At 47.2% G+C, this 18,241-nt stretch carries 15 protein-coding genes; all 15 read right to left on the bottom strand.

The window, feature by feature from the left end; genetic code table 11:
* Window positions 1-70: 70 nt before the first annotated feature.
* The 15 genes from PORAS_RS04870 to PORAS_RS04800 all read right to left on the bottom strand — a co-directional run bounded on the left by PORAS_RS04870 (window position 71) and on the right by PORAS_RS04800 (window position 18,196).
* Window positions 71-553: a hypothetical protein gene (locus PORAS_RS04870; RefSeq protein ID WP_013760398.1), complete on the bottom strand. Its 483-nt coding sequence runs from the start codon at window positions 551-553 to the stop codon at window positions 71-73.
* Window positions 554-622: 69 nt separating this feature from the next.
* Window positions 623-2,614 carry a DUF4954 family protein gene (locus PORAS_RS04865; RefSeq protein ID WP_013760397.1) on the bottom strand — a complete coding sequence of 664 codons (1,992 nt, stop codon included), beginning with the start codon at window positions 2,612-2,614 and terminating at the stop codon, window positions 623-625.
* 61 nt (window positions 2,615-2,675) lie between these two features.
* Complete coding sequence (locus PORAS_RS04860; protein ID WP_004330863.1) at window positions 2,676-4,490, bottom strand: 4-alpha-glucanotransferase; 1,815 nt, start codon at window positions 4,488-4,490, stop codon at window positions 2,676-2,678.
* A gap of 191 nt (window positions 4,491-4,681) precedes the next feature.
* Window positions 4,682-5,248, bottom strand: coding sequence for an elongation factor P (gene efp, locus PORAS_RS04855; protein ID WP_004330866.1), 567 nt, complete (start codon window positions 5,246-5,248; stop codon window positions 4,682-4,684).
* A gap of 141 nt (window positions 5,249-5,389) precedes the next feature.
* Complete coding sequence (locus tag PORAS_RS04850; RefSeq protein ID WP_013760396.1) at window positions 5,390-6,043, bottom strand: HNH endonuclease; 654 nt, start codon at window positions 6,041-6,043, stop codon at window positions 5,390-5,392.
* Entirely contained in the window at window positions 6,027-7,286 is a 1,260-nt protein-coding gene (locus tag PORAS_RS04845) for an AAA family ATPase (protein WP_013760395.1), read from the bottom strand. Before PORAS_RS04845 ends, PORAS_RS04850 begins: the two co-directional genes overlap by 17 nt.
* 35 nt (window positions 7,287-7,321) lie before the next feature.
* Entirely contained in the window at window positions 7,322-8,365 is a 1,044-nt protein-coding gene (locus tag PORAS_RS04840) for a coiled-coil domain-containing protein (RefSeq protein WP_013760394.1), read from the bottom strand.
* A 974-nt stretch (window positions 8,366-9,339) separates the two neighbouring features.
* A complete protein-coding gene (locus PORAS_RS04835) occupies window positions 9,340-10,482 on the bottom strand; it encodes a DegT/DnrJ/EryC1/StrS family aminotransferase (RefSeq protein WP_013760393.1) in 1,143 nt (380 codons plus the stop codon).
* A 76-nt stretch (window positions 10,483-10,558) separates the two neighbouring features.
* Window positions 10,559-11,200, bottom strand: coding sequence for a sugar transferase (locus PORAS_RS04830; RefSeq protein ID WP_013760392.1), 642 nt, complete (start codon window positions 11,198-11,200; stop codon window positions 10,559-10,561).
* A 3-nt stretch (window positions 11,201-11,203) separates the two neighbouring features.
* Window positions 11,204-12,208, bottom strand: a complete 1,005-nt coding sequence (locus PORAS_RS04825) for a glycosyltransferase family 2 protein (RefSeq protein WP_013760391.1) — start codon at window positions 12,206-12,208, stop codon at window positions 11,204-11,206.
* A 23-nt stretch (window positions 12,209-12,231) separates the two neighbouring features.
* Window positions 12,232-13,470: a nucleotide sugar dehydrogenase gene (locus PORAS_RS04820; protein WP_013760390.1), complete on the bottom strand. Its 1,239-nt coding sequence runs from the start codon at window positions 13,468-13,470 to the stop codon at window positions 12,232-12,234.
* A 6-nt stretch (window positions 13,471-13,476) separates the two neighbouring features.
* The gene (locus tag PORAS_RS04815) at window positions 13,477-14,631 is read right to left on the bottom strand and encodes a glycosyltransferase family 4 protein (RefSeq protein ID WP_013760389.1); all 1,155 of its coding nucleotides are present in this window, start codon (window positions 14,629-14,631) and stop codon (window positions 13,477-13,479) included.
* A 12-nt stretch (window positions 14,632-14,643) separates the two neighbouring features.
* On the bottom strand, window positions 14,644-15,876 hold the full coding sequence (locus PORAS_RS04810) for a hypothetical protein (RefSeq protein WP_013760388.1): 1,233 nt from the start codon (window positions 15,874-15,876) through the stop codon (window positions 14,644-14,646).
* A complete protein-coding gene (locus tag PORAS_RS04805) occupies window positions 15,873-17,303 on the bottom strand; it encodes a lipopolysaccharide biosynthesis protein (protein ID WP_013760387.1) in 1,431 nt (476 codons plus the stop codon). Before PORAS_RS04805 ends, PORAS_RS04810 begins: the two co-directional genes overlap by 4 nt.
* A 2-nt stretch (window positions 17,304-17,305) precedes the next feature.
* On the bottom strand, window positions 17,306-18,196 hold the full coding sequence (locus PORAS_RS04800; protein ID WP_013760386.1) for an ATP-grasp fold amidoligase family protein: 891 nt from the start codon (window positions 18,194-18,196) through the stop codon (window positions 17,306-17,308).
* Between the last annotated feature and the right edge of the window lie 45 nt (window positions 18,197-18,241).

Here is an 18,241-nt window from a genome sequence, read left to right as displayed (position 1 = left end):
ATAACACACACAACCACATTGTCCCGATCGGGGGGCAATGTGGTTGTGATCGTTAGGACTAGTATAAGTCTTAAGGTACCCTTTTGAGGGTTATGAAGACCTCTGCTCCTGGTGTCCTATAGAAGGACAGCTCATCTTCAGTAGCTCTTTTTACAAGCCAATAGCCATGCAAAAGATGTTTTATAGCGGTTACACAACCTTGGTCTCCTGAGTATTCAGACATATCTGCATTAAACTCAATGTAAGAGTCTCCCTCCGAGTATGAAAAGGGGATTGTAACTTCCCAAACAGTTCCGTCCTCTTTACGGTTATCCCATCGACCCTTAACGATTGGGAGCGTAGCTTCTCCTTTTGCGTCAGAAAAGAAAATAATCTTATATGGAAGGGACTCCTCATATTCGGTGTCCGTAATAGATCCCTCCCAGTGGGTTCCTGCAAGCTGGGGAGTCTTGCTGACAGGCTCCTTATTGTCCTTCTGACAGGACGGGAAGATGCCTAGGACAGCCCCTAGTAGAGCTATGGTTAGGATAACTTTAAGCTTCTCTCGAATCATACCACATTATGTTTTTCGGTTCACTACAAAGGTATATTTCCAAGTGGTACTATACAATAGTCTACGGGATCACTCGGGGAGCGCGTCTATCTGCGCTAGGATCGTCTCGCCGAGGAGCTTCTTGCGACGTATATGGTCGTGAACCTCTGCAACGAAAGCATTGTCCTCATAGCTGCCTCGCACCTGCTCAAAGTCGATACGACGATTATGCTCTCCGTTGAGATCTATGCCGAAACCTACCTGCGTGAGCATCTCAAACTCCTTGTGAGCATCCTTGAGCAGACACTCGTCTAGTGCGATGACGGTCTCTTGCCACTCTTTGACAATCTGTATGACCCGCTCCACGGTCAGATCTTTGGCTGATATATCGTACCAACGCAAGAGCAGATCGTATGCCCAGTGCCACTCGATCTCATAATAGCGACTATGTATGGAGCGGATGGCGACATTGACCTCTTGGAGCGTCTTGATCTGCCCCTCTTTGATTTGTGTGATCAGGCTGCGTATGAGTCGGCGTGGAGCGATCATACCCGCTAGGTCGAGCCAGTCCGAGAGGCCCTCATTGCTGGTGGGCGACAGGCAGGTGACTAGCTCACGCTTGCTCTTGGGTGCTTGGGTCTGGATGCGCTGGATGAGTGAGTTGCCGAGGAACTTGACGATACCCATCTCGTAGTAGCGACACCCCTTGACGAGAGAGCTATGACGGATATGCATGTCGTGATAGATATAGGTCGCATTGGAACTGCCGAGGTGTGTCTCAAGCGCTTTGAGCTTGTGCCACCCTTTGTACATTTTACCGACCGTATAGGGCGAGAGGAGGTTGAAGTTGATGCAGTCGAGTTTTTCCTCTGGGTGACGCTTATCACGCTTAGGCCACTTCTTGGTATCACGGATGGTACCGACGCTACGCAGGTTAGTGCCAGGCACGAGGTAGGTCTGGTTGTCATTCTCTATAATATAAGAGAAGGGGAAGTCTGACGAGTCAATATGATCCACGTGACGCCCCATGATGAGGCTAAAAGCACCAATACGCGATGGCCACAAGACATACGAATCAGAGGTGGTCTTGCTGCCACGCTCTACGACCCCCTGGTGAATGGGGCCGAGCTTGTACAAGTGGTTGCTCTGGTTAGAGCCACTGCCCGCATTAAGGAAGGAGTAGTAACCAGCGATCAGAAGGCTACTCTTGTGCATCGTAACGGTAAAGGGACCTGCAAAGACGGCACAAGCCTCACCGTTTTCGCACTGACAGTTCGCAAAGAATAGCGAGTCATGCGCACTGAATAGGTGTGTCACCGAGCAACCCTGACCAATAAAGCAGCGGGAGACATTAGAGCCGTCAGCCACAACGCAGCCAGCCGAAAAGACAAAGTCCCGACAGATCACTCCGTAGCCGATCCGTGTGGGACTCAGCACCGTACTATTTACCGAGCCATTCTCCAGCACAGAGGCCCCAATGATAGAGCTGTGAGGGCCCACCTTGATGTTGGTCATAAGACCACAATGCTTGATCTGCGAACTCTCACCGATAGTGCCACGATCCGACCGCACAGAGGCTGTGTACTTCTCGACGAGCGTAGAGAGCGCCGCCTGCAGCTCCTTGTCGTGACGATACATCGCCAGCATATATGCAGTCTGAGCCGTCAGGATATCGCAGATAGGCACCTCACGACCACCCGTCTCGTTGAGCACCTCCACGAGGGTTCCATTGCCAAAGGAGGTCTCGCCCATCACCTTGAGAGTTGCTATGTCGTGGATGACCACATCGTCACCGATGTCGTAATGCGAGATGCAGTCCCGCACGCCGTCGATGATGACTCGATCGCCGATGGTACAATTGATCAGCTTAGCGTGAGCTAGGCGGTAGGGCTCGACGTAGCTAGGCTCCTCCTCGGAGGGGCGACCACCACGATTATCACCTATCTCGCACTTACCGATGAAGTGTACCTGCTGACAGCGACTAGCATCAAAGTATCTATGAACGCGAATCAAGGACCAGTCTTGCGCTTGGCACCCTTGCTCCGTAAGTTGTTTGATTTCTTTTGTATTAAGCTTTCGCATAGGTTATATGTAGGGTTGTTGTTAGAAGTTTTTTGAGGGGGGGAAAAATAGGATGACGATCTTACAGCCGATGAGTCTCTGAGATCATCTGTCGAAGCTGTCGTATCCAGTCGTCAGGGAGCTCCTCGACACGGATAGGCATACGATAGCTCCAGACATGATGGGGATTGCTAGGATCATTAATCTGCTCGCTATGAGGATCGACCGTGGCGCAGTGCTCAGGGCTCAGGGCTAGCCAATCTTGCAGCGGCAGTATGCAGAGTCGTGAGGGACTCTCTAAGTGCCGGCGTACGATGATCTCTGCCAGCTCAGGCGTGAGCGTGGTGTCGTAGGAGACGCCGTAATCAGCGAGGAAGTAGTCGTAATAGCGACGTGACCGCGCAGCATCTTCCGCCCACCAGAGGCGTAGTGGCGCACAGTCGTGCGTCGAGGTCGTGGCGACACTATCCTCGGAGAAGTAGGGAGCCGCCTCAAACTCGATGCCGGCACTCTTAGGCATGCGCTCCACATACAGCTTGAGGATGCCCAGCTCCTCTAGGACGGGGTAGACACACTGAGGCACCATCCCCAGATCCTCAGCACAGAGATGGATGCTCGTGAGCTTCTGCATGAAGGATAGACGCTCCAGTCCACGCTCGCGCCATAGCTCCTCATTGGCACTATAATAGTACTCTTCGCAGACAGCCCGCATACGCTCCTGCAGATCGGGCGACAGCGTCGCAAAGGGCGCAGCACTCGCCACGTCGTAGCGCGGCACGTAGCCGCCATCGAGACGTTCGATCCAAAGGACCTGCGTCGTTGCAGGATTTTTGGTCGGCGCTATCCACTCCGGTCGTAGCGTCTCGGCCAGCCCTAGCCTGGCGATCTCCCGCTTCAAGTAGCGTCGTGAGGGAAGAAAGTAGCCCAGCATCCCAGAGCGCCCGTCACGTGGTATGGACCAGATGCGGAAGAAACCCAGCACATGATCCACGCGCAGGTAGTCATAGAAGCGATCTAGATAGTCAAAGCGCTCACGCCATAGCGTTTTCCAATTCCTGCGACAGGTTACGATACCCCAGTTCTGCCCATCTGGAGAGAAGTAGTCGGGAGGAGCTCCGCAAGAGAGTCGCTTGTTAAATTGGGCCGGGTAAGCAAGCGTGTCCGCTGCATGCGGATCTACCCCCACGGGCAGATCGCCCATGAGCGCCAGCCCATGCTGACGAATCGTGGCTACGGCACGGCGCATTTGTCGCTGCGCCACCATGTAGCAGTAGACATAGAAGTTGCCCGTACGGACGACCAGCTGTTTGTTTTCCTGTTCCAGCTCATCAACCCGCTTCATCGCATCCCAAAAGTCCCACTCCTCACGATCTAAATCGGGAAATAGGTCTAGAATCATTCGCTCGCAAACCCAGTAGTGCCAGATAGGGGTACTCTTAAAAGGAGCATACCTAAGCGTCAGCCGGGCATAGCGATTGATCATATCGGTGAAGTACCGCGAAGCGTCCGCCTGCTCCGTAAAGGAGGCCCACAGCCAGCGTCGCTTGAGTTGCCACACCTGCGTATAGTCGAAGGTCTTTTGAGCACTCAGCCGCTCAGCCTCCGCACGTAGCTCCTGCTCCAGCTGCTGATCCGCAAGCGGGGGCAACTGATCTACCGCTATGTAGATAGGATTGAGTACCGTAGAGGCTATCGGCCGATAGGGATAGGAGTCACGACTATCCCCATAGAGGGTGGTGTCTTCCAGCGGGAGCAACTGTATGATGCTCATCCCCATCCGCTCCGCCACTGGCGCAAACGCCTCCAGAGCGGCAAAGTCACCACAGCCCGCATCGCCGTGGCGACGCAGACTAAAGAGGGGGATGGCCACCCCAGCTAGACGGGAGAATGCTTCCATAAAGATCAAACGGCAGGAACAAACGACTCACCGAGAGAGAGTCTGTTGACTTTTGCCACAGTCATCGAGAGCCTCAAGCTTAGTCAGTAGCCTCATCAGGAAAAGCCGTGTAGCTCCATCAGATTTGGGGAGAGCTGCACGGCTTTTTGCTGCATCACACTTTGATGCTTATTAAGATGTCGGAGAGAGGGTTACTCCTTGACACGCCCCACGTAGGAGCCGTCACGTGTATCTACCGTGACCACATCGTCCTGATTGATAAAGAGCGGTACGCGGATCTCAGCGCCCGTCTCGACGGTAGCAGGCTTGAGACTATTGGTCGCTGTATCGCCCTTGATACCAGGCTCCGTATGAGTGATGCGCAGATCTACGTGTGCCGGTAGCTCGCAGGTCAGCACCGTCTCGCTCTCAGCATGTACCATCGCCTCGACCATATCGCCCTCCTTGAGGAAGCGGACACCCTCGATCAGCTCGCCATTGATAGCGATCTGGTCAAATGTCTCGGGGTGCATAAAGTGGTAGCCCATATCATCATTGTAGAGATACTGATAGGGACGACGCTCGATGCGCACCTCGTCTACCTTGACACCACTATTCCACGTCTTGTCGAGGATGCGACCCGTAGCAACATTGCGCAGCTTCGTGCGAACGAATGCAGGACCCTTGCCCGGCTTAACATGGAGAAACTCTACGATGAAGTAGTACTGCCCATCAATGTCTAGGCACATGCCATTGCGAAAGTCTGCTGTTGTAGCCATATACTATTTGTCTATTCTGTGAAGTTACTTACCAGTGCAAAAGTACTAAAACCTCAGCTACTACACAAATAGCAAGCGCAGCTAACAGCCAAACCTTCTTTTGCTCCATCTCTCTGTCTTTTTTTCAGATCAAGGTCTATTTCAGATTTCATCCCTATTCCACTGACAAAAAGAAAGAAAGGTTTTTTGCAACGTCTGATTTGATTGAATAATCCAATATTTGAATCCAAGGAACTCTTGGTCTGCCTTTAAAAGCTCACAAACTATCCGTTTATGTTGCTCCGTTTTATTCGCTAGAAATTGATTACAAGCCTTTTGAAATAGAGTAATCCGATGGAAAAAGTACTCATAAAATTTCTCTTCCCGCACTTGCCGAGCAGGAGTCTTCCCATTAAACACAGAGGAAAGCAACTTGATAGTCTCATCTATACCTACAATCTCTCTATCATCGGGACCCTCAAAGATTGCGACGTTCCTCTGGTAGTCCACTTTCTGCTTGATGAAAGTTTCGATAGGATGTCCTAGAGGATTGATTATTTGGTCGTAAGCGTTGGACTTCTTCTGATTACAATAAGAACATGTCAGCAATAGGTTGCTCCAATCGGTCGTTTTATCAGAATGTTGCGCCTGACTGAGTAAGTGATCTATATGATAGTCAGTTACAACTTTCTTTTCGCAGATATAGCATTTACTATTTTGGTCTATAAGTAGCTGTTCCTGTACATCTTGACCATTGTACTGAGTCCCCGTATCAAGGGATTTAGGCGAAGTGGAGGACTTATAGATTTGAATCATAGTCTCGAATCTCGATAAGTTTATCAGCCCACTTAATTTTCAACTCTTCGTATTCGCCTGCTATCTTTGGGGAGACACTCTCAGATACTTTGTCAAGATCTTTGATTAGTTCTTTGACCTCAAATCGCTCTGCAATGTCTAGGTCTGCTTGCTCTAGGAGCTCTGTAAGACGATTCAGCTGTTGCTCTAGGTAACTCGAACGAGTACTGACCTCAAAATACCCCTCGGCCAAAGCCTCATAAGAGTAGTCAGACAGATTAGTCAATACCTTTTGATGCTCCAAGTCATAAACAGAAGCAGACGCAATGGAGTTGAGGACAAAAGGTGAATGTGTCGTGACTATGAATTGGATATTTGGAAAAACCTTAGTCAGTAAAGGCATCACCTGTCGCTGCAAAGAAAGATGCAAGTGGGTCTCCACTTCATCTATCAAGACGATCCCAGGTATATCGTAGAGCTGCATCGTGCGATCGCTTATCGAGCTCATCTTTAGGATTAGGTCAGATATGATATCTATCACCGCAGCAAATCCATCTGATAGCTCGTTGAACTTAAAGCTCTTGCCTTCGGTCTCTATATGAAAAGAGTAGTCCTTGTAGTTGAAAGAGAGTTTCAGGCCACTATCGCCAAAAATTTTCCCTAGTAACGCTTCGAACGAGACAAACCAATCGTTGATTCGGTCTGCATCTTCCGTCTGATGCTCATTTCGGGCAAGAGCCTCTTGGATCTTCAGATCAGAGAGATAGTTGAGAAATTGATCTGAGGCTCCTTGATTGATAAGCCACTGGTCTCTGAACGTCGGCTTCGTTGGGTTGAGTGGCTCTAACATTCGAACCTCTCTACTAGCGGCATACATCGCACAGATAAAGAGCTTGTCAGAACTATGGAATACAATCTGAGTAGGGTCTTCAAACTCCACACGCACTGCCCCATATAGCTCATCAAGCCTTTCCTGCCAAAAAGCTAGCTTTTGCTCTAGTTCTGCTTTCCTTAGAGGGTCTGTACAGCTAGATAGTTGCTGGGCGTAGTATTGTATTTGCTCGTCATACTTTAAGAAATCCAAGCTCTGCCCTTTTTGCAGGAGAGCAATATGATCTCGTATAGCCTCCAGCAAAGAGGTCTTACCACTTCCATTCTTACCCGTGATCAATAGATGTGGATGCTCGTCATCAGGTATATAAATGTCAAGATTATGTAGATGACGTACCTTATTAATATGGATGGACTGTATATAGCGTTGCATAGGATTGTAGGTATTCTCTGACGACAGCTTGTCCTCTACTCGTCTGTGTCACGAGGCGCGGCCGTGCGAGGCTCGCGAGCTAGCGTACGACTCGTCATCGCTGAGGAGTCGATAGCACGGAGAGCGATGTCTCTGACCGTCTCCTCCGAATTGGCAACCTTGACTCCAGCCTCCTTGAGCTGACTCTCTATCTCCTTGATCTTTTGCTGCAAGAGCTCTATCTGCTGATCCTTGAGTCGTAGCTGACCCTCTGTCTCCTTCTGAGCTAAGTCAAACGCAAAGCGATGCTCCCTGTTGAGACGCTCCTCTGTCTCCTGGACAGCTTTGGTCTGCACCTCTTGCATACGACTCTCCAGGCTCTCGGCCAACTGACGTAGGCTCTGCAGCTCACCCTCAGCATCGGCTAGGACACGCTCTCGCTCGGCAGAGGTTCGCTCGAAAGCTTGCTTGCGCTCCGTCAGCTCACGCTCCTCAGCCTCTAGACGCTCTTGGAAGGCATCCTCCTCTTTCCGACGCTGCTGACTCGTCGTATAGTCATACTCCTCCTCTTCGCGCTTACGGAGGAGGGCTATGTTTGCCTTCTCCTGCTTGACAGAGTCATTGTATTGCTCACGCTCGTGACGCCACGCCTCACGAGTCTCTTCGATCTCACGCTCCAGCTTGGCACGTGTCTCCTCTAGCTCGACCTGAGCCTCTTCTTTCTGCTTCTTCTGTGCTAGAATCAGTGTAGAGAGTGAGTCCGCATTGCTTTCGATGGCATAGAGCTCCTTGATCCACTCCTCCTTGAGCTGGATGGTCTCATTAAGCGTTCTGAGCTTTTCGAAGCCCTCCTTGAGTTGCTTCTGAAGCTGCGTGACGGATCGCTCGAAGCCACCCATCACCTCACGAGCGAAAGCATCTAACTCGTCAGCCGATAGCGCCTCAGCCTGTGCCACAACCTTCTGCTCGGAGACCCGCTTCTGCTCCTCTTTAGGGTTCTCTAAGCTCTTAGCCTGCACCTCTGCTAGCAACGCCTCATAAGCCTCCAGCATCTCCTTCTTCGTATTCGACATGCTGATCTGTACTCTCTCCTCACTCATATCATTGCCTGTTCTAATGGTTTGTCTTGACTTAGTTGCCTACAAATGTAATGAAAAAGGGGCTGACCTCAAGCTTTTCGAGAAGCTAGAGATTAGAAGTTAGGCGGTTAGAAGTTAGAGATTAGAGGTTAGAAGATAGAGATTAGTAATTAGAAATCCGATTACTCCGATAGCTCTGATCACTCCGATAGCACTAGTGCCACTAGCCCCTCTCCCTCTAACCTCTAATCTTCCTCCCCGATCACTCTGATAAGAAGGGACCTCGCAAGAGGTCCGACGCATCGTAGCCGTCGGTCGGAGGGGCAAAAGCCCCGAACGACCGATGGATAGGCGAACGTGGTAAAAAGTCGACCCCTTGTGGGTCGGACTAAGCAAAGACGCAGTCCCAGTCCGACCTTCCACACCGGGGAGGTCGCTTGCTTCGTATGGCTCCTCTACCCCTCCAGTCGTTCGGAGCTTCGCTCCTCCGACTGGGGGCTATGATGCGTCCGACCGCAAGCGGTCGTCTAACTTCTAATCTCTAACCTCTCCCCTCTAATCTCTATTTACATCTCTTTACAGAAAAATTCGTCCGATCCCATCCTTTCTCGAATATCCACGTGGAAAATCTCAAATCTCCACGTGGATATTTTTTATTCTCCACGTGGGCGTCATTCATTTCCTCCGAAGTTTCGTTTGATTCCTCCGAAGTTTCATTTCGTTCCTACGTAGGCATTTTTAATTTGCCACGTGGATATTTCGAAATATCCACGTGGAAATCAGTTTTTCCCGACACAGCACCGTATCGATCCGTAGCCAACCTTAATTTATTGTAACAGGTCAACCCTAAATAACGAGCGCGACACGCACCGTCGCCGCATACACTCGAAAGGAGACTGTTGACTTTTGCAACAGTCTCAAACGAAGAAAGCGTAGATCTGTGGGAAGCTAACTCCTCACAGATCTACGCCTTGCGACGCATCGCAACCGTCCTCTTACCTGCCCAAACTACGGATCACAGCCACAACCCGCTGCAGATCCTCCTCCGTCACCAGCGTACCGCTAGGCAGACAGAGCCCCCTATCGAAGAGCTGCTCACTCGTACCATCGACATAGCGTGGTGCCTCAGCAAAGACAGGCTGCAGGTGCATCGGCTTCCACAGCGGACGGCTCTCGATAGACTCAGCCTCCAGCTGGAGCCTCAGATCCTCACGTGTGAAGCCCGCTTTCTCAGGATCAACTAGGACGCAGGTGAGCCAGTAGTTGCTATTATACTCCTCAGAGGGAGCGCACTTCACCTCTACCCCAGGGCAGTCAGCGAGCAGAGCGCAGTAGCGAGCATGATTGTGCCGACGCTTAGCTACATGCTCCTCGAGGACGAGCATCTGCCCACGACCTATACCTGCCGATATATTGCTCAGACGGTAGTTATAGCCGATGTGCGTGTGCTGGTAGTGTGGCGCATTGTCACGAGCCTGCGTAGCGTAAAAGAGCACACGTCGAGCCGTCTCCTCACTGGGACAGATCAGAGCTCCACCACCCGACGTGGTGATCATCTTATTACCATTGAAAGAGAGTGCTCCGTAGCGACCTAGCGTACCGCACTTGTGCCCCTTGTACTCAGAGCCGAGCGCCTCGGCAGCATCCTCGAGGACAGGTATGTTGTATTTCTCAGCGATCGCTAGTATCTCGGTCATCTTGGCGGGCATGCCATACAGATGAACCGGTATGATCGCCTTAGGCTTGCGCCCAGTCTGAGCGATGCGATCCTCGATAGCTTGACGTAACAGGGCTGGAGACATATTCCACGTGTCAGGCTCGCTATCGACAAATATAGGCTTAGCCCCTTGATTAGTAATTGGATTGGCCGAGGCTGAGAAGGTAAAGCTCTGACAGATCACCTCGTCATCACGCCCCACACCCAGCATGACCAGTCCTAAGTGCAGTGCAGCAGTGCCGGCACTAAGTGCTACGACATGCTTGCCCAGCGCTCCGAGGTAACGTGTCAAGTCCTCCTCGAAGCCATTCACATTGGGTCCCAGAGGCACCACCCAGTTGGTGTCAAACGCCTCCTGTATAAACTCCTGCTCTCGTCCGCCCATCTCAGCGAGTGAGAGCCAAATCTTCTTCTGTTCCATACCTGTTAGCTCTGATTTAATTGCCTACAAATGTAATGAAAATGGGGCTGATCCCAAGCCCCTCGAGAGGAAATCTCTAGAGATTAGCTTTTGGCTTTTGGCCGTTAGCTTTTAGCCCATCAACAGCCAACAGCTTCCCCCCACACACCGTCCTCACGATGTACCTTATATCTTGCCAGAAAGACCAATTGTAGTAATATTCCTTATTGATTCTTACCTTGTCGGGGAAAATCACTTCATCATTGTACCTGATCGGATCCTCCACAGTAGCCAGAAGAGTCTCCTCATCTCTATACTTTAGGGAGGCGGGGCCAGTGATCCCTGGACGTAGCTTCAGTATCACACGATCCTCACCCACGAGCTTATCTGTATAACCTGGTACATCAGGACGAGGACCTACGAAGCTCATATCGCCGATGAATACGTTCCACAGTTCGGGGAGTTCATCTAGCTTGTACTTACGTAGCTTAGCCCCTAGCGGGGTGATGCGCGACTCCCCAGCGACAGAGACACTACTACCACCATGCGCCACACTCATACTGCGAAACTTGACCATCGTAAAGAGCTTTCCCTCTTTGCCTACCCTCTTTTGTTTGAAAAGGACAGGACCACCTGGCATCTTCACTCGAATCAATATCGCCACGACAAGTAGCACAGGGCTAAGTATAATCAGCCCTACGAGCGACATAATCCGATCAAATAACCACTTCGCCCACATACTCTATCTATTAGCTTCAGCGACGAAAGAGCGATTGAAGAGGAGGCGCAAGATACCATCAAGGTAACCGATACCATAGTTGACATGGATGACGGGATAGATGCAGAGTAGCCATAGAGCAACCTTTGGCTTGGCTATATGCTGCAGCGATGCCACAATATCTATCAGTAGATAGAGAAGCAAGGGGATAGCAAACCAAAGGGTCAACTTCGGCAGAATGATACTCAGCACTACAAAAAGTATTAGATAGAGTACGAAGAAGAGTGGCACCATACGTCTCAGCGAGGTGAACTGCCCCAGCTTCTTATCTACCAATGGGTTGAAGAGTCCATACTGATAAAACATCCGTCCACACTTCCTTACCGTGGGACGTGCATAGTAATCTATAAGCAGGTCAGGGAGCAGAAAGATGCGCCCCCCATGCTGCTTGAGACGCGAGTTCAGCTCGTTGTCTTGATTGCGTGTCAGCTCCTCGTCGTAGCCCCCTATCTTGTCAAAGACCTCTCGACGATAGCACCCGAAGGGGACGGTGTCTACCTCCTTTACCTCTTTGGCACCTAACCGATATTCGGCATTGCCCATACCAAACTTTGATGTGAGAGCAATGGCGATTGCTTGAGCTTGAGCAGAGCTATTAGCTGGTAGGGTGTTCCATACGCCCCCAACGTTGTCTGCCTCTGGATGGGTTTCCATAAACTCAATGAGACGGCTAAAGTAGTTTGTTGGATAGGTGCAGTGTGCATCTAGTCGGATGACATAGACTCCTTGGGCTTTTTCGAGACCCATATTCATCGATATTGGGACTATCTTCCGAGGGTTGTGCAAGAGCTTTACTTGAGGGAACTTCTCTCGGATGATTTCTGCGGTTCGATCGTGGCTATTGCCATCTACTACAATCACCTCTAGTAGCTCCTTGGGATAGTCTTGCTGATAGACCGAATTGAGACAATCCTCTATAAAGCGTTCCTCGTTGTATGCGGGAATGATTACAGATACTGTAGGACACATAGGTGCAATAAGTTGTTAGCTGTTTAATCGCAATTGAATAGATCTCGTGTATAAACCTTACCTTGCACATCTTCAAGTTCTGGCTCGTAGCGATTGGCTACGATGACTTGAGACATATCCTTGAAGGTTGATAAATCGTTTTCTACGACACTTCCAAAGAACGTAGAGTGATTTTCTAGAGTTGGTTCATAGATAACAATCTTAGCTCCTTTCGCCTTGATGCGTTTCATGACTCCTTGGATAGAGGACTGACGGAAGTTGTCACTGCCTTTTTTCATTGTCAAGCGAAAGACTCCTATGACGCACTCTTTTTCTTTTTGTGGGGCAAACTGCCCTTCGTCATAATAGTCATAGTAACCAGATCTCTTGAGTATTTGATCTGCGATAAAGTCCTTTCTGGTACTATTACTCTCGACGATAGCACTCATCATATTTTGGGGCACATCAGCATAGTTTGCTAAGAGCTGCTTGGTATCTTTAGGTAGACAGTATCCTCCATATCCAAAGGATGGATTGTTGTAGTGGTCCCCTATTCGAGGGTCAAGACATACACCCTTGATAATTTCTCGAGTGTTTAAATCCTTCAGCTCTGCATAGGTGTCTAACTCGTTGAAGTAAGAGACCCGCAAAGCTAAATAAGTGTTGGCGAAAAGCTTCACCGCTTCAGCTTCTGTAGAGCCCATCTCAAGAATAGGTATATCTTCCTTTACAGCTCCCTCATAGATGAGCTGAGCAAACTGGTGAGCCTTTTCTCTCAGAGAATCTGAACCATGATCAAAACCCACGATAATACGTGACGGGTAAAGATTATCATAGAGAGCCTTACTCTCCCTAAGAAACTCTGGAGCAAAGATAATGTTCTGGGCATCCAGTTCCTTCCTAACTGCTTGAGTATATCCGACAGGTACTGTGGACTTAATAACGATCGTGGCTAATGGATTAATTGTCATTACCAGCTTGATAACCTCTTCAACAGTAGAAGTATTGAAGAAGTTCTTAGCACTATCATAATTTGTCGGAGTAGCAATGACAACAAAGTCCGCATTGCCATACCCCTCCTCAGCATCAAGCGTAGCTTTAAGTCTTAGAGGCTTTGAGGCAAGAAACTCCTCGATATAGTCATCTTGTATAGGAGACTGCCTCTTATTTACCAATTCGACACGCCTTGGATCAACATCTACTGCAATCACATTGTTGTGTTGCGCAAGCAGGACTGCAATAGAGAGTCCTACATATCCTGTTCCTGCTACTGCTATATTCATATCTTTTTATCTGTTACAGTTTCGTGTTGTTTTTTTGTCTAGCTCCATTATAGCGAGATATTTGTCTGCGACTATATCCCAATCAAAATGCTCCTTTAAATAGGAATCATCGATAGAATACTCTTCATAGTGACTTAGCATCCTTTCCAACTTCTCTGCGATGTCCTGGACACTTTTTGGATTGCATCTCTCCCCATAAGAAGAGGAGAAAAAGCCATCGACTCCCTCTCCTTCAGTATAGAGAATGGGCAACCCCTGAGAGAGAGCTTCTACGTAGACTAAGCCAAAGGTCTCTGTTAGAGAAGGCATAGTGAAAATATGGCACTGTTGCATTATGGCGCGAATCTTTTCTTTGTCTTGAACCACTCCATGCAGATAAAACACTTCTGGATGCCTCTTTGCTAGAGTTTCAATACGTTTTGTGTCATCACCTTTACCTCCTACAATATGAAGATCCAAACTATCCCCTTTATCTTTTAAAGAAAGAATGGCCTGCATAAGCCGGGGAAGATTCTTACGCGAAGTGAAGCGCCCTACGTAAAGGAAATGCCAAGTATCACCTCGCTGATGAGACTTCAAATCGCACGAGATCTGTTCAAGCCAGTAACTATTGACACCATTAGGTATATTGACTGTCTTAGATGCAAACTCACGAGGACAAGCTCTCCAAGCCTCGACCCTTTTTATATGAGCAGGAGAGATACAGACGACCTTATCTGCATTTTGTATTACAGCCCACCCGATATACCAAGTGTGCCACATCCACTTCATAAAAACATTAATGTCTGTATCGCGTATTGTGACGGTATAGGGTATTCCATAGTCCTTCTTGAGCTTTAAGGCTAATACGCCATCACTAAAAAGCGTATGAGCATGAACGTGTGTAATGGTTTTGGGATCTATTGATCGAAGTAAATGCTTATAATTGCTTCTAGTCTTTAGTCTAAAAAACGCTCGATGCCACGGACGCCAATTGTCAGAATAATAGATAGTAGATCCATCTGTAGCAAAATCTACAGCGTTTTTCCCTTTTCCATCCTCACTTCGTATTGTCGTAAAGATAGTTTGCTGCACTCCTCGCAGGTCAATCGCTTGAACCAGCTGATTATAAACCCGAGATCCTGGGAAGTCGTTAGCTAGATGTAATATATGAAGTGCCATAGGCGTCTGTTTTTAAACTAAAGATTGTAGTTGTCTCAAGTAAGCACCAAATAACAAGTAGGCTAAAAATAGAGCGCTAATAGGGGAAAACGGGTAAGAATACTCATTGAAACTAACGATGAAGAGAAATAGCATCAAAAAGGGCGTTACGTCATATCTATTCTCAAGACGCTCCTTTCTTTTCAAGCATCGTGCTACGACCTTGCCTAGAAAGATAATATAGAGTAAAATGATAGGGAGTGATAGTATTCCTCCGTATTCAATCCATAGGTTCATCAAGAATAGGTGTACTATACCTCCATCATATTGCTCTCCCCACAAAGAGCCAACCAAAAGATTATTACCCCTTGAAAGAAAGTCTAATCCGTCAGAAATACGCGATACTCTACCCGATGAGATAGTGTCGAGGTCTGTTCCTTGTTTTCCCGCTATGAAAATCTCAGAAATCAGCTCTATGTTTGAAGCTATAAATGCCACTAGTACACAAGTGACTAAAACCTTAACCCATATTGAAACCTTCTGAGAGCTAAAGAGGTACAGCATAGTACAAAAAAGAAGTGCGACTAATGCTGTACGTGATCTCAGAATTCCAATAATAGTAATCAGCAATAGAGCACTAAGGATCATTAATAACTTTCCCCTCTTGATATAAATGGAATGTGATACGGCGAGTAATGCTAGAATGGCGAAAAGTGGGGCAATCTGATTTTTGTAATCAACTATATACTGATCGTGTATTTCAAATCCAAACACGGCTACATACGAGTAAGCTGAGACTGCTCCTAACACAATGTAGAGCATCGTAAATCTCGCAAAAAACGTGGAGTCTATTTGCTTATGGTAGCCAATAAGCAGGACACCAAGAGTTATAGTTACATCTCTTAAGGTTCCAAAAGTGAGTGTAGCACCAAAGGCGTATGCGGTTAATGTTCCAATTCCAAAAAACAATGCACAGAATAACCATACTCTCAACAGCTTTACCTTAGTCAGAGCTTGTTGTATTTCCAGAGAGCGTACAGTGACTAAGAATAATATTGCTACCAAGCCAATAATGATGTCCCTTAGTATCCCATAGGCAGGGTTTTGCATACCCCAAAACGAATACTGAAGGACATTTGCACTAAGGATTAGATATAGGATACTATTTGAGATATGGTTTCTTACTGTAGATCCTTGAGGCCTTAGTTTATGAGGAGCTGAAGGCAACTCTTTACCTGATACTGTATCGATTTGAAAATATGTCATTTTATTCGTCTTAATAAGGCTCTAAGCTCTGATGTACTTGTCAATCCTAGCAGGCTACAAAATAAAAGAACACTACAGCTTGGTATTACTAGTCCTATTAGAATTTCCACTATAAGATTTGAAAATGCTATAAAGTTCAGTAGATAGTTTGTAGCTATGATTACAGCTCCTTGGAGGAGGAGAATAGGAAATACATCACTTAGTTGTTCCTTTATCGTGATAGGAGCTAGCCTACTGACATAATAGATATTGAACAGGAAGTAAGCGAGATTGAGTCCGACCAATCCCCAAAGTGTCTCATACATTCCTATGCCACTGAGTATAACTAGAGTGACAATACCGATGACACGTTCGATAGTTACCAAGACAAAGTAGCTCTTAGCCTTGCCTACAGAACGAATAAGTAAAGTGGGGATAAAGGAGAGAACAAGGAAAAGTCCTACAGGAGTCAATATTTTCAGCATTGGAACTGAGGGTAACCACTTATCTGTAAAAAGTAGAACTACTAAAGGCTCAGCGGTCAGGAAGAGGATGCTAAAGCCTAAGACGCTTAAGATAGTTAACAAACGCAGGTTCTTTCTATACCGCTCTTTGAGTATATCTGGTGAAGATTGATAGCGAGAAAAGTCTGGAAATAAAACTTGATAACCCACCTCTTGGATTGCCTGAGACGGAACCATTTGTAGTTTATTCGCTTGGGTATAGTAGCCTAGAGTTATTGCGCTGAATCGTTTTCCCAAGATCATTGCTAATCCATGAGTATAGGCTTGGTTGATAATCGTCGCTAAGTAGATAAATCCACTATAAGGAACAAGCTTCTTAAAAGAGCCTTTGTTAATTCCTAAGGCTGGATAAACCTTGGTAGTTAACCACAAGCCTATTGTTTGGAAGAGATAAAGAGCTAAAGTAGCTACAACTAAGCTCCAAACGCCCGCTCCACTCCTTGCTAAAATAACGCCAATAGTATATCCTAGAGTACTTGAAATAAGGGTAATCAGACAAAGCCTTCGTAGTTGAGACTCTCGTAAGGCAATATTATATTGAACGATAAAAAAGGAGCAGATGATTAATTGAATGCCTAGCACCCTAAGGACCTCTTTTAGAATAGGCTCTCCATAAAATACTGCAATGGCAGGTGCTGCAACATAGAGTATGGCATAGACAATTAGAGCTAAAACTAGGTTGGAGGTAAAGACGGTGTTAATGTCAGCTTGTTTGAGATCCTTGGTCTGAATAAGAGACTGGCCGAATCCCGCAATTACAGTAGTATAACCTAAGGATATGAAGATTTGTAGCATCCCGATGATTCCGAACTCACGAGGAGAAAGGAACCATCGCGCCATTACGAGGTTGAAGAGGAAAGCAAGCGTAATCCCCCCCACCTTATCTATTGTTGCCCATAGATAGTTACTCCGTGTTTTGCTCACGATTAACTTTTCTTTTGAATAAGACTAAGATTCAACTTATTACCCATCATAAGCTGTGTCTGAGGTAGTCTTGCGATGTCAAATCCTCCTCCTGGAGTAAATGTAAGCTCGCCAAAGTAAACTTGTTGTGGCGTGTCATAAAAGTCTACTCTCACAAAGGGAAATCTCTGACTTAAAACTTCAGCATAGTGAAACATCTCGTCAAGGTGTTTGGGTTTCGGTAACGAGAATCCTTCAGGAGCAGCTAATCCATTGGGATTAATTCGTTGAAGAGTCCAATCTCTATCAAAGAAGTAAAACTTAGGAGTCCCTGAACTTCGATCTTCACAAGTGAATAAGAATTCTGGCTTGCCATGAAAACAGTAAATCTTATAGTCTATAGGAAGTAGCCCTCGCTCAGACTCTATAAACTTCTCGATGATTATTTTTTTCTCTGCATGCTTGTACTGCACTTCTCCAGTCTTAAGCCATGGCTCTTCCTTTCCCCACATTCTCAGCCTATTGATAGTCTGAGGGATGTTTAGATTGTTCTTATCATGACAGATGATATTGTAGCCATTACCGAAATTCCATTTGAGAGCAAATTTCTGAGGGAGTTTCTCCCACTCAATCTCTTCAGGTGTATCGTAGACCGCGATCAATTCATTGAGTATCTCTGGACATCCACAAGACTTGATATACTCTCTAACCTTATATTTATCGGCACATTGAGTATAGATAGGATCCTGATGATAGCCATAAAGATGAACTTTCATCCATTGAATCTTAGCATCTAAGGTTTGAGGATTCTTTAAGTCGAGTTTTTTTCGGAAGTAATAAAAGTAACGCAACTTTAGGCTTAAAGCTAAGTTCTTTTTAGTCAACCAATATAGTACACTGCGTAGTATATTCATATCTATTCTTTGTTAGAGTTGTGTCTATTCTTGAGTACTCTTATC

This window comes from Porphyromonas asaccharolytica DSM 20707 (assembly GCF_000212375.1).
GTDB classification, from domain to species: Bacteria; Bacteroidota; Bacteroidia; order Bacteroidales; family Porphyromonadaceae; genus Porphyromonas; species Porphyromonas asaccharolytica.
The sequence above is the reverse complement of the archived record's forward strand: the minus strand, read 5'-3'. Positions and strand labels throughout refer to the sequence as shown.

Coding starts and splice junctions, on each gene's coding strand:
- PORAS_RS04870 (WP_013760398.1), bottom strand. CDS start 553: ATGATTCGAGAGAAGCTTAAAGTTATCCTAACCATAGCTCTACTAGGG.
- PORAS_RS04865 (WP_013760397.1), bottom strand. CDS start 2,614: ATGCGAAAGCTTAATACAAAAGAAATCAAACAACTTACGGAGCAAGGG.
- PORAS_RS04860 (WP_004330863.1), bottom strand. CDS start 4,490: ATGGAAGCATTCTCCCGTCTAGCTGGGGTGGCCATCCCCCTCTTTAGT.
- efp (WP_004330866.1), bottom strand. CDS start 5,248: ATGGCTACAACAGCAGACTTTCGCAATGGCATGTGCCTAGACATTGAT.
- PORAS_RS04850 (WP_013760396.1), bottom strand. CDS start 6,043: ATGATTCAAATCTATAAGTCCTCCACTTCGCCTAAATCCCTTGATACG.
- PORAS_RS04845 (WP_013760395.1), bottom strand. CDS start 7,286: ATGCAACGCTATATACAGTCCATCCATATTAATAAGGTACGTCATCTA.
- PORAS_RS04840 (WP_013760394.1), bottom strand. CDS start 8,365: ATGAGTGAGGAGAGAGTACAGATCAGCATGTCGAATACGAAGAAGGAG.
- PORAS_RS04835 (WP_013760393.1), bottom strand. CDS start 10,482: ATGGAACAGAAGAAGATTTGGCTCTCACTCGCTGAGATGGGCGGACGA.
- PORAS_RS04830 (WP_013760392.1), bottom strand. CDS start 11,200: ATGTGGGCGAAGTGGTTATTTGATCGGATTATGTCGCTCGTAGGGCTG.
- PORAS_RS04825 (WP_013760391.1), bottom strand. CDS start 12,208: ATGTGTCCTACAGTATCTGTAATCATTCCCGCATACAACGAGGAACGC.
- PORAS_RS04820 (WP_013760390.1), bottom strand. CDS start 13,470: ATGAATATAGCAGTAGCAGGAACAGGATATGTAGGACTCTCTATTGCA.
- PORAS_RS04815 (WP_013760389.1), bottom strand. CDS start 14,631: ATGGCACTTCATATATTACATCTAGCTAACGACTTCCCAGGATCTCGG.
- PORAS_RS04810 (WP_013760388.1), bottom strand. CDS start 15,876: ATGACATATTTTCAAATCGATACAGTATCAGGTAAAGAGTTGCCTTCA.
- PORAS_RS04800 (WP_013760386.1), bottom strand. CDS start 18,196: ATGAATATACTACGCAGTGTACTATATTGGTTGACTAAAAAGAACTTA.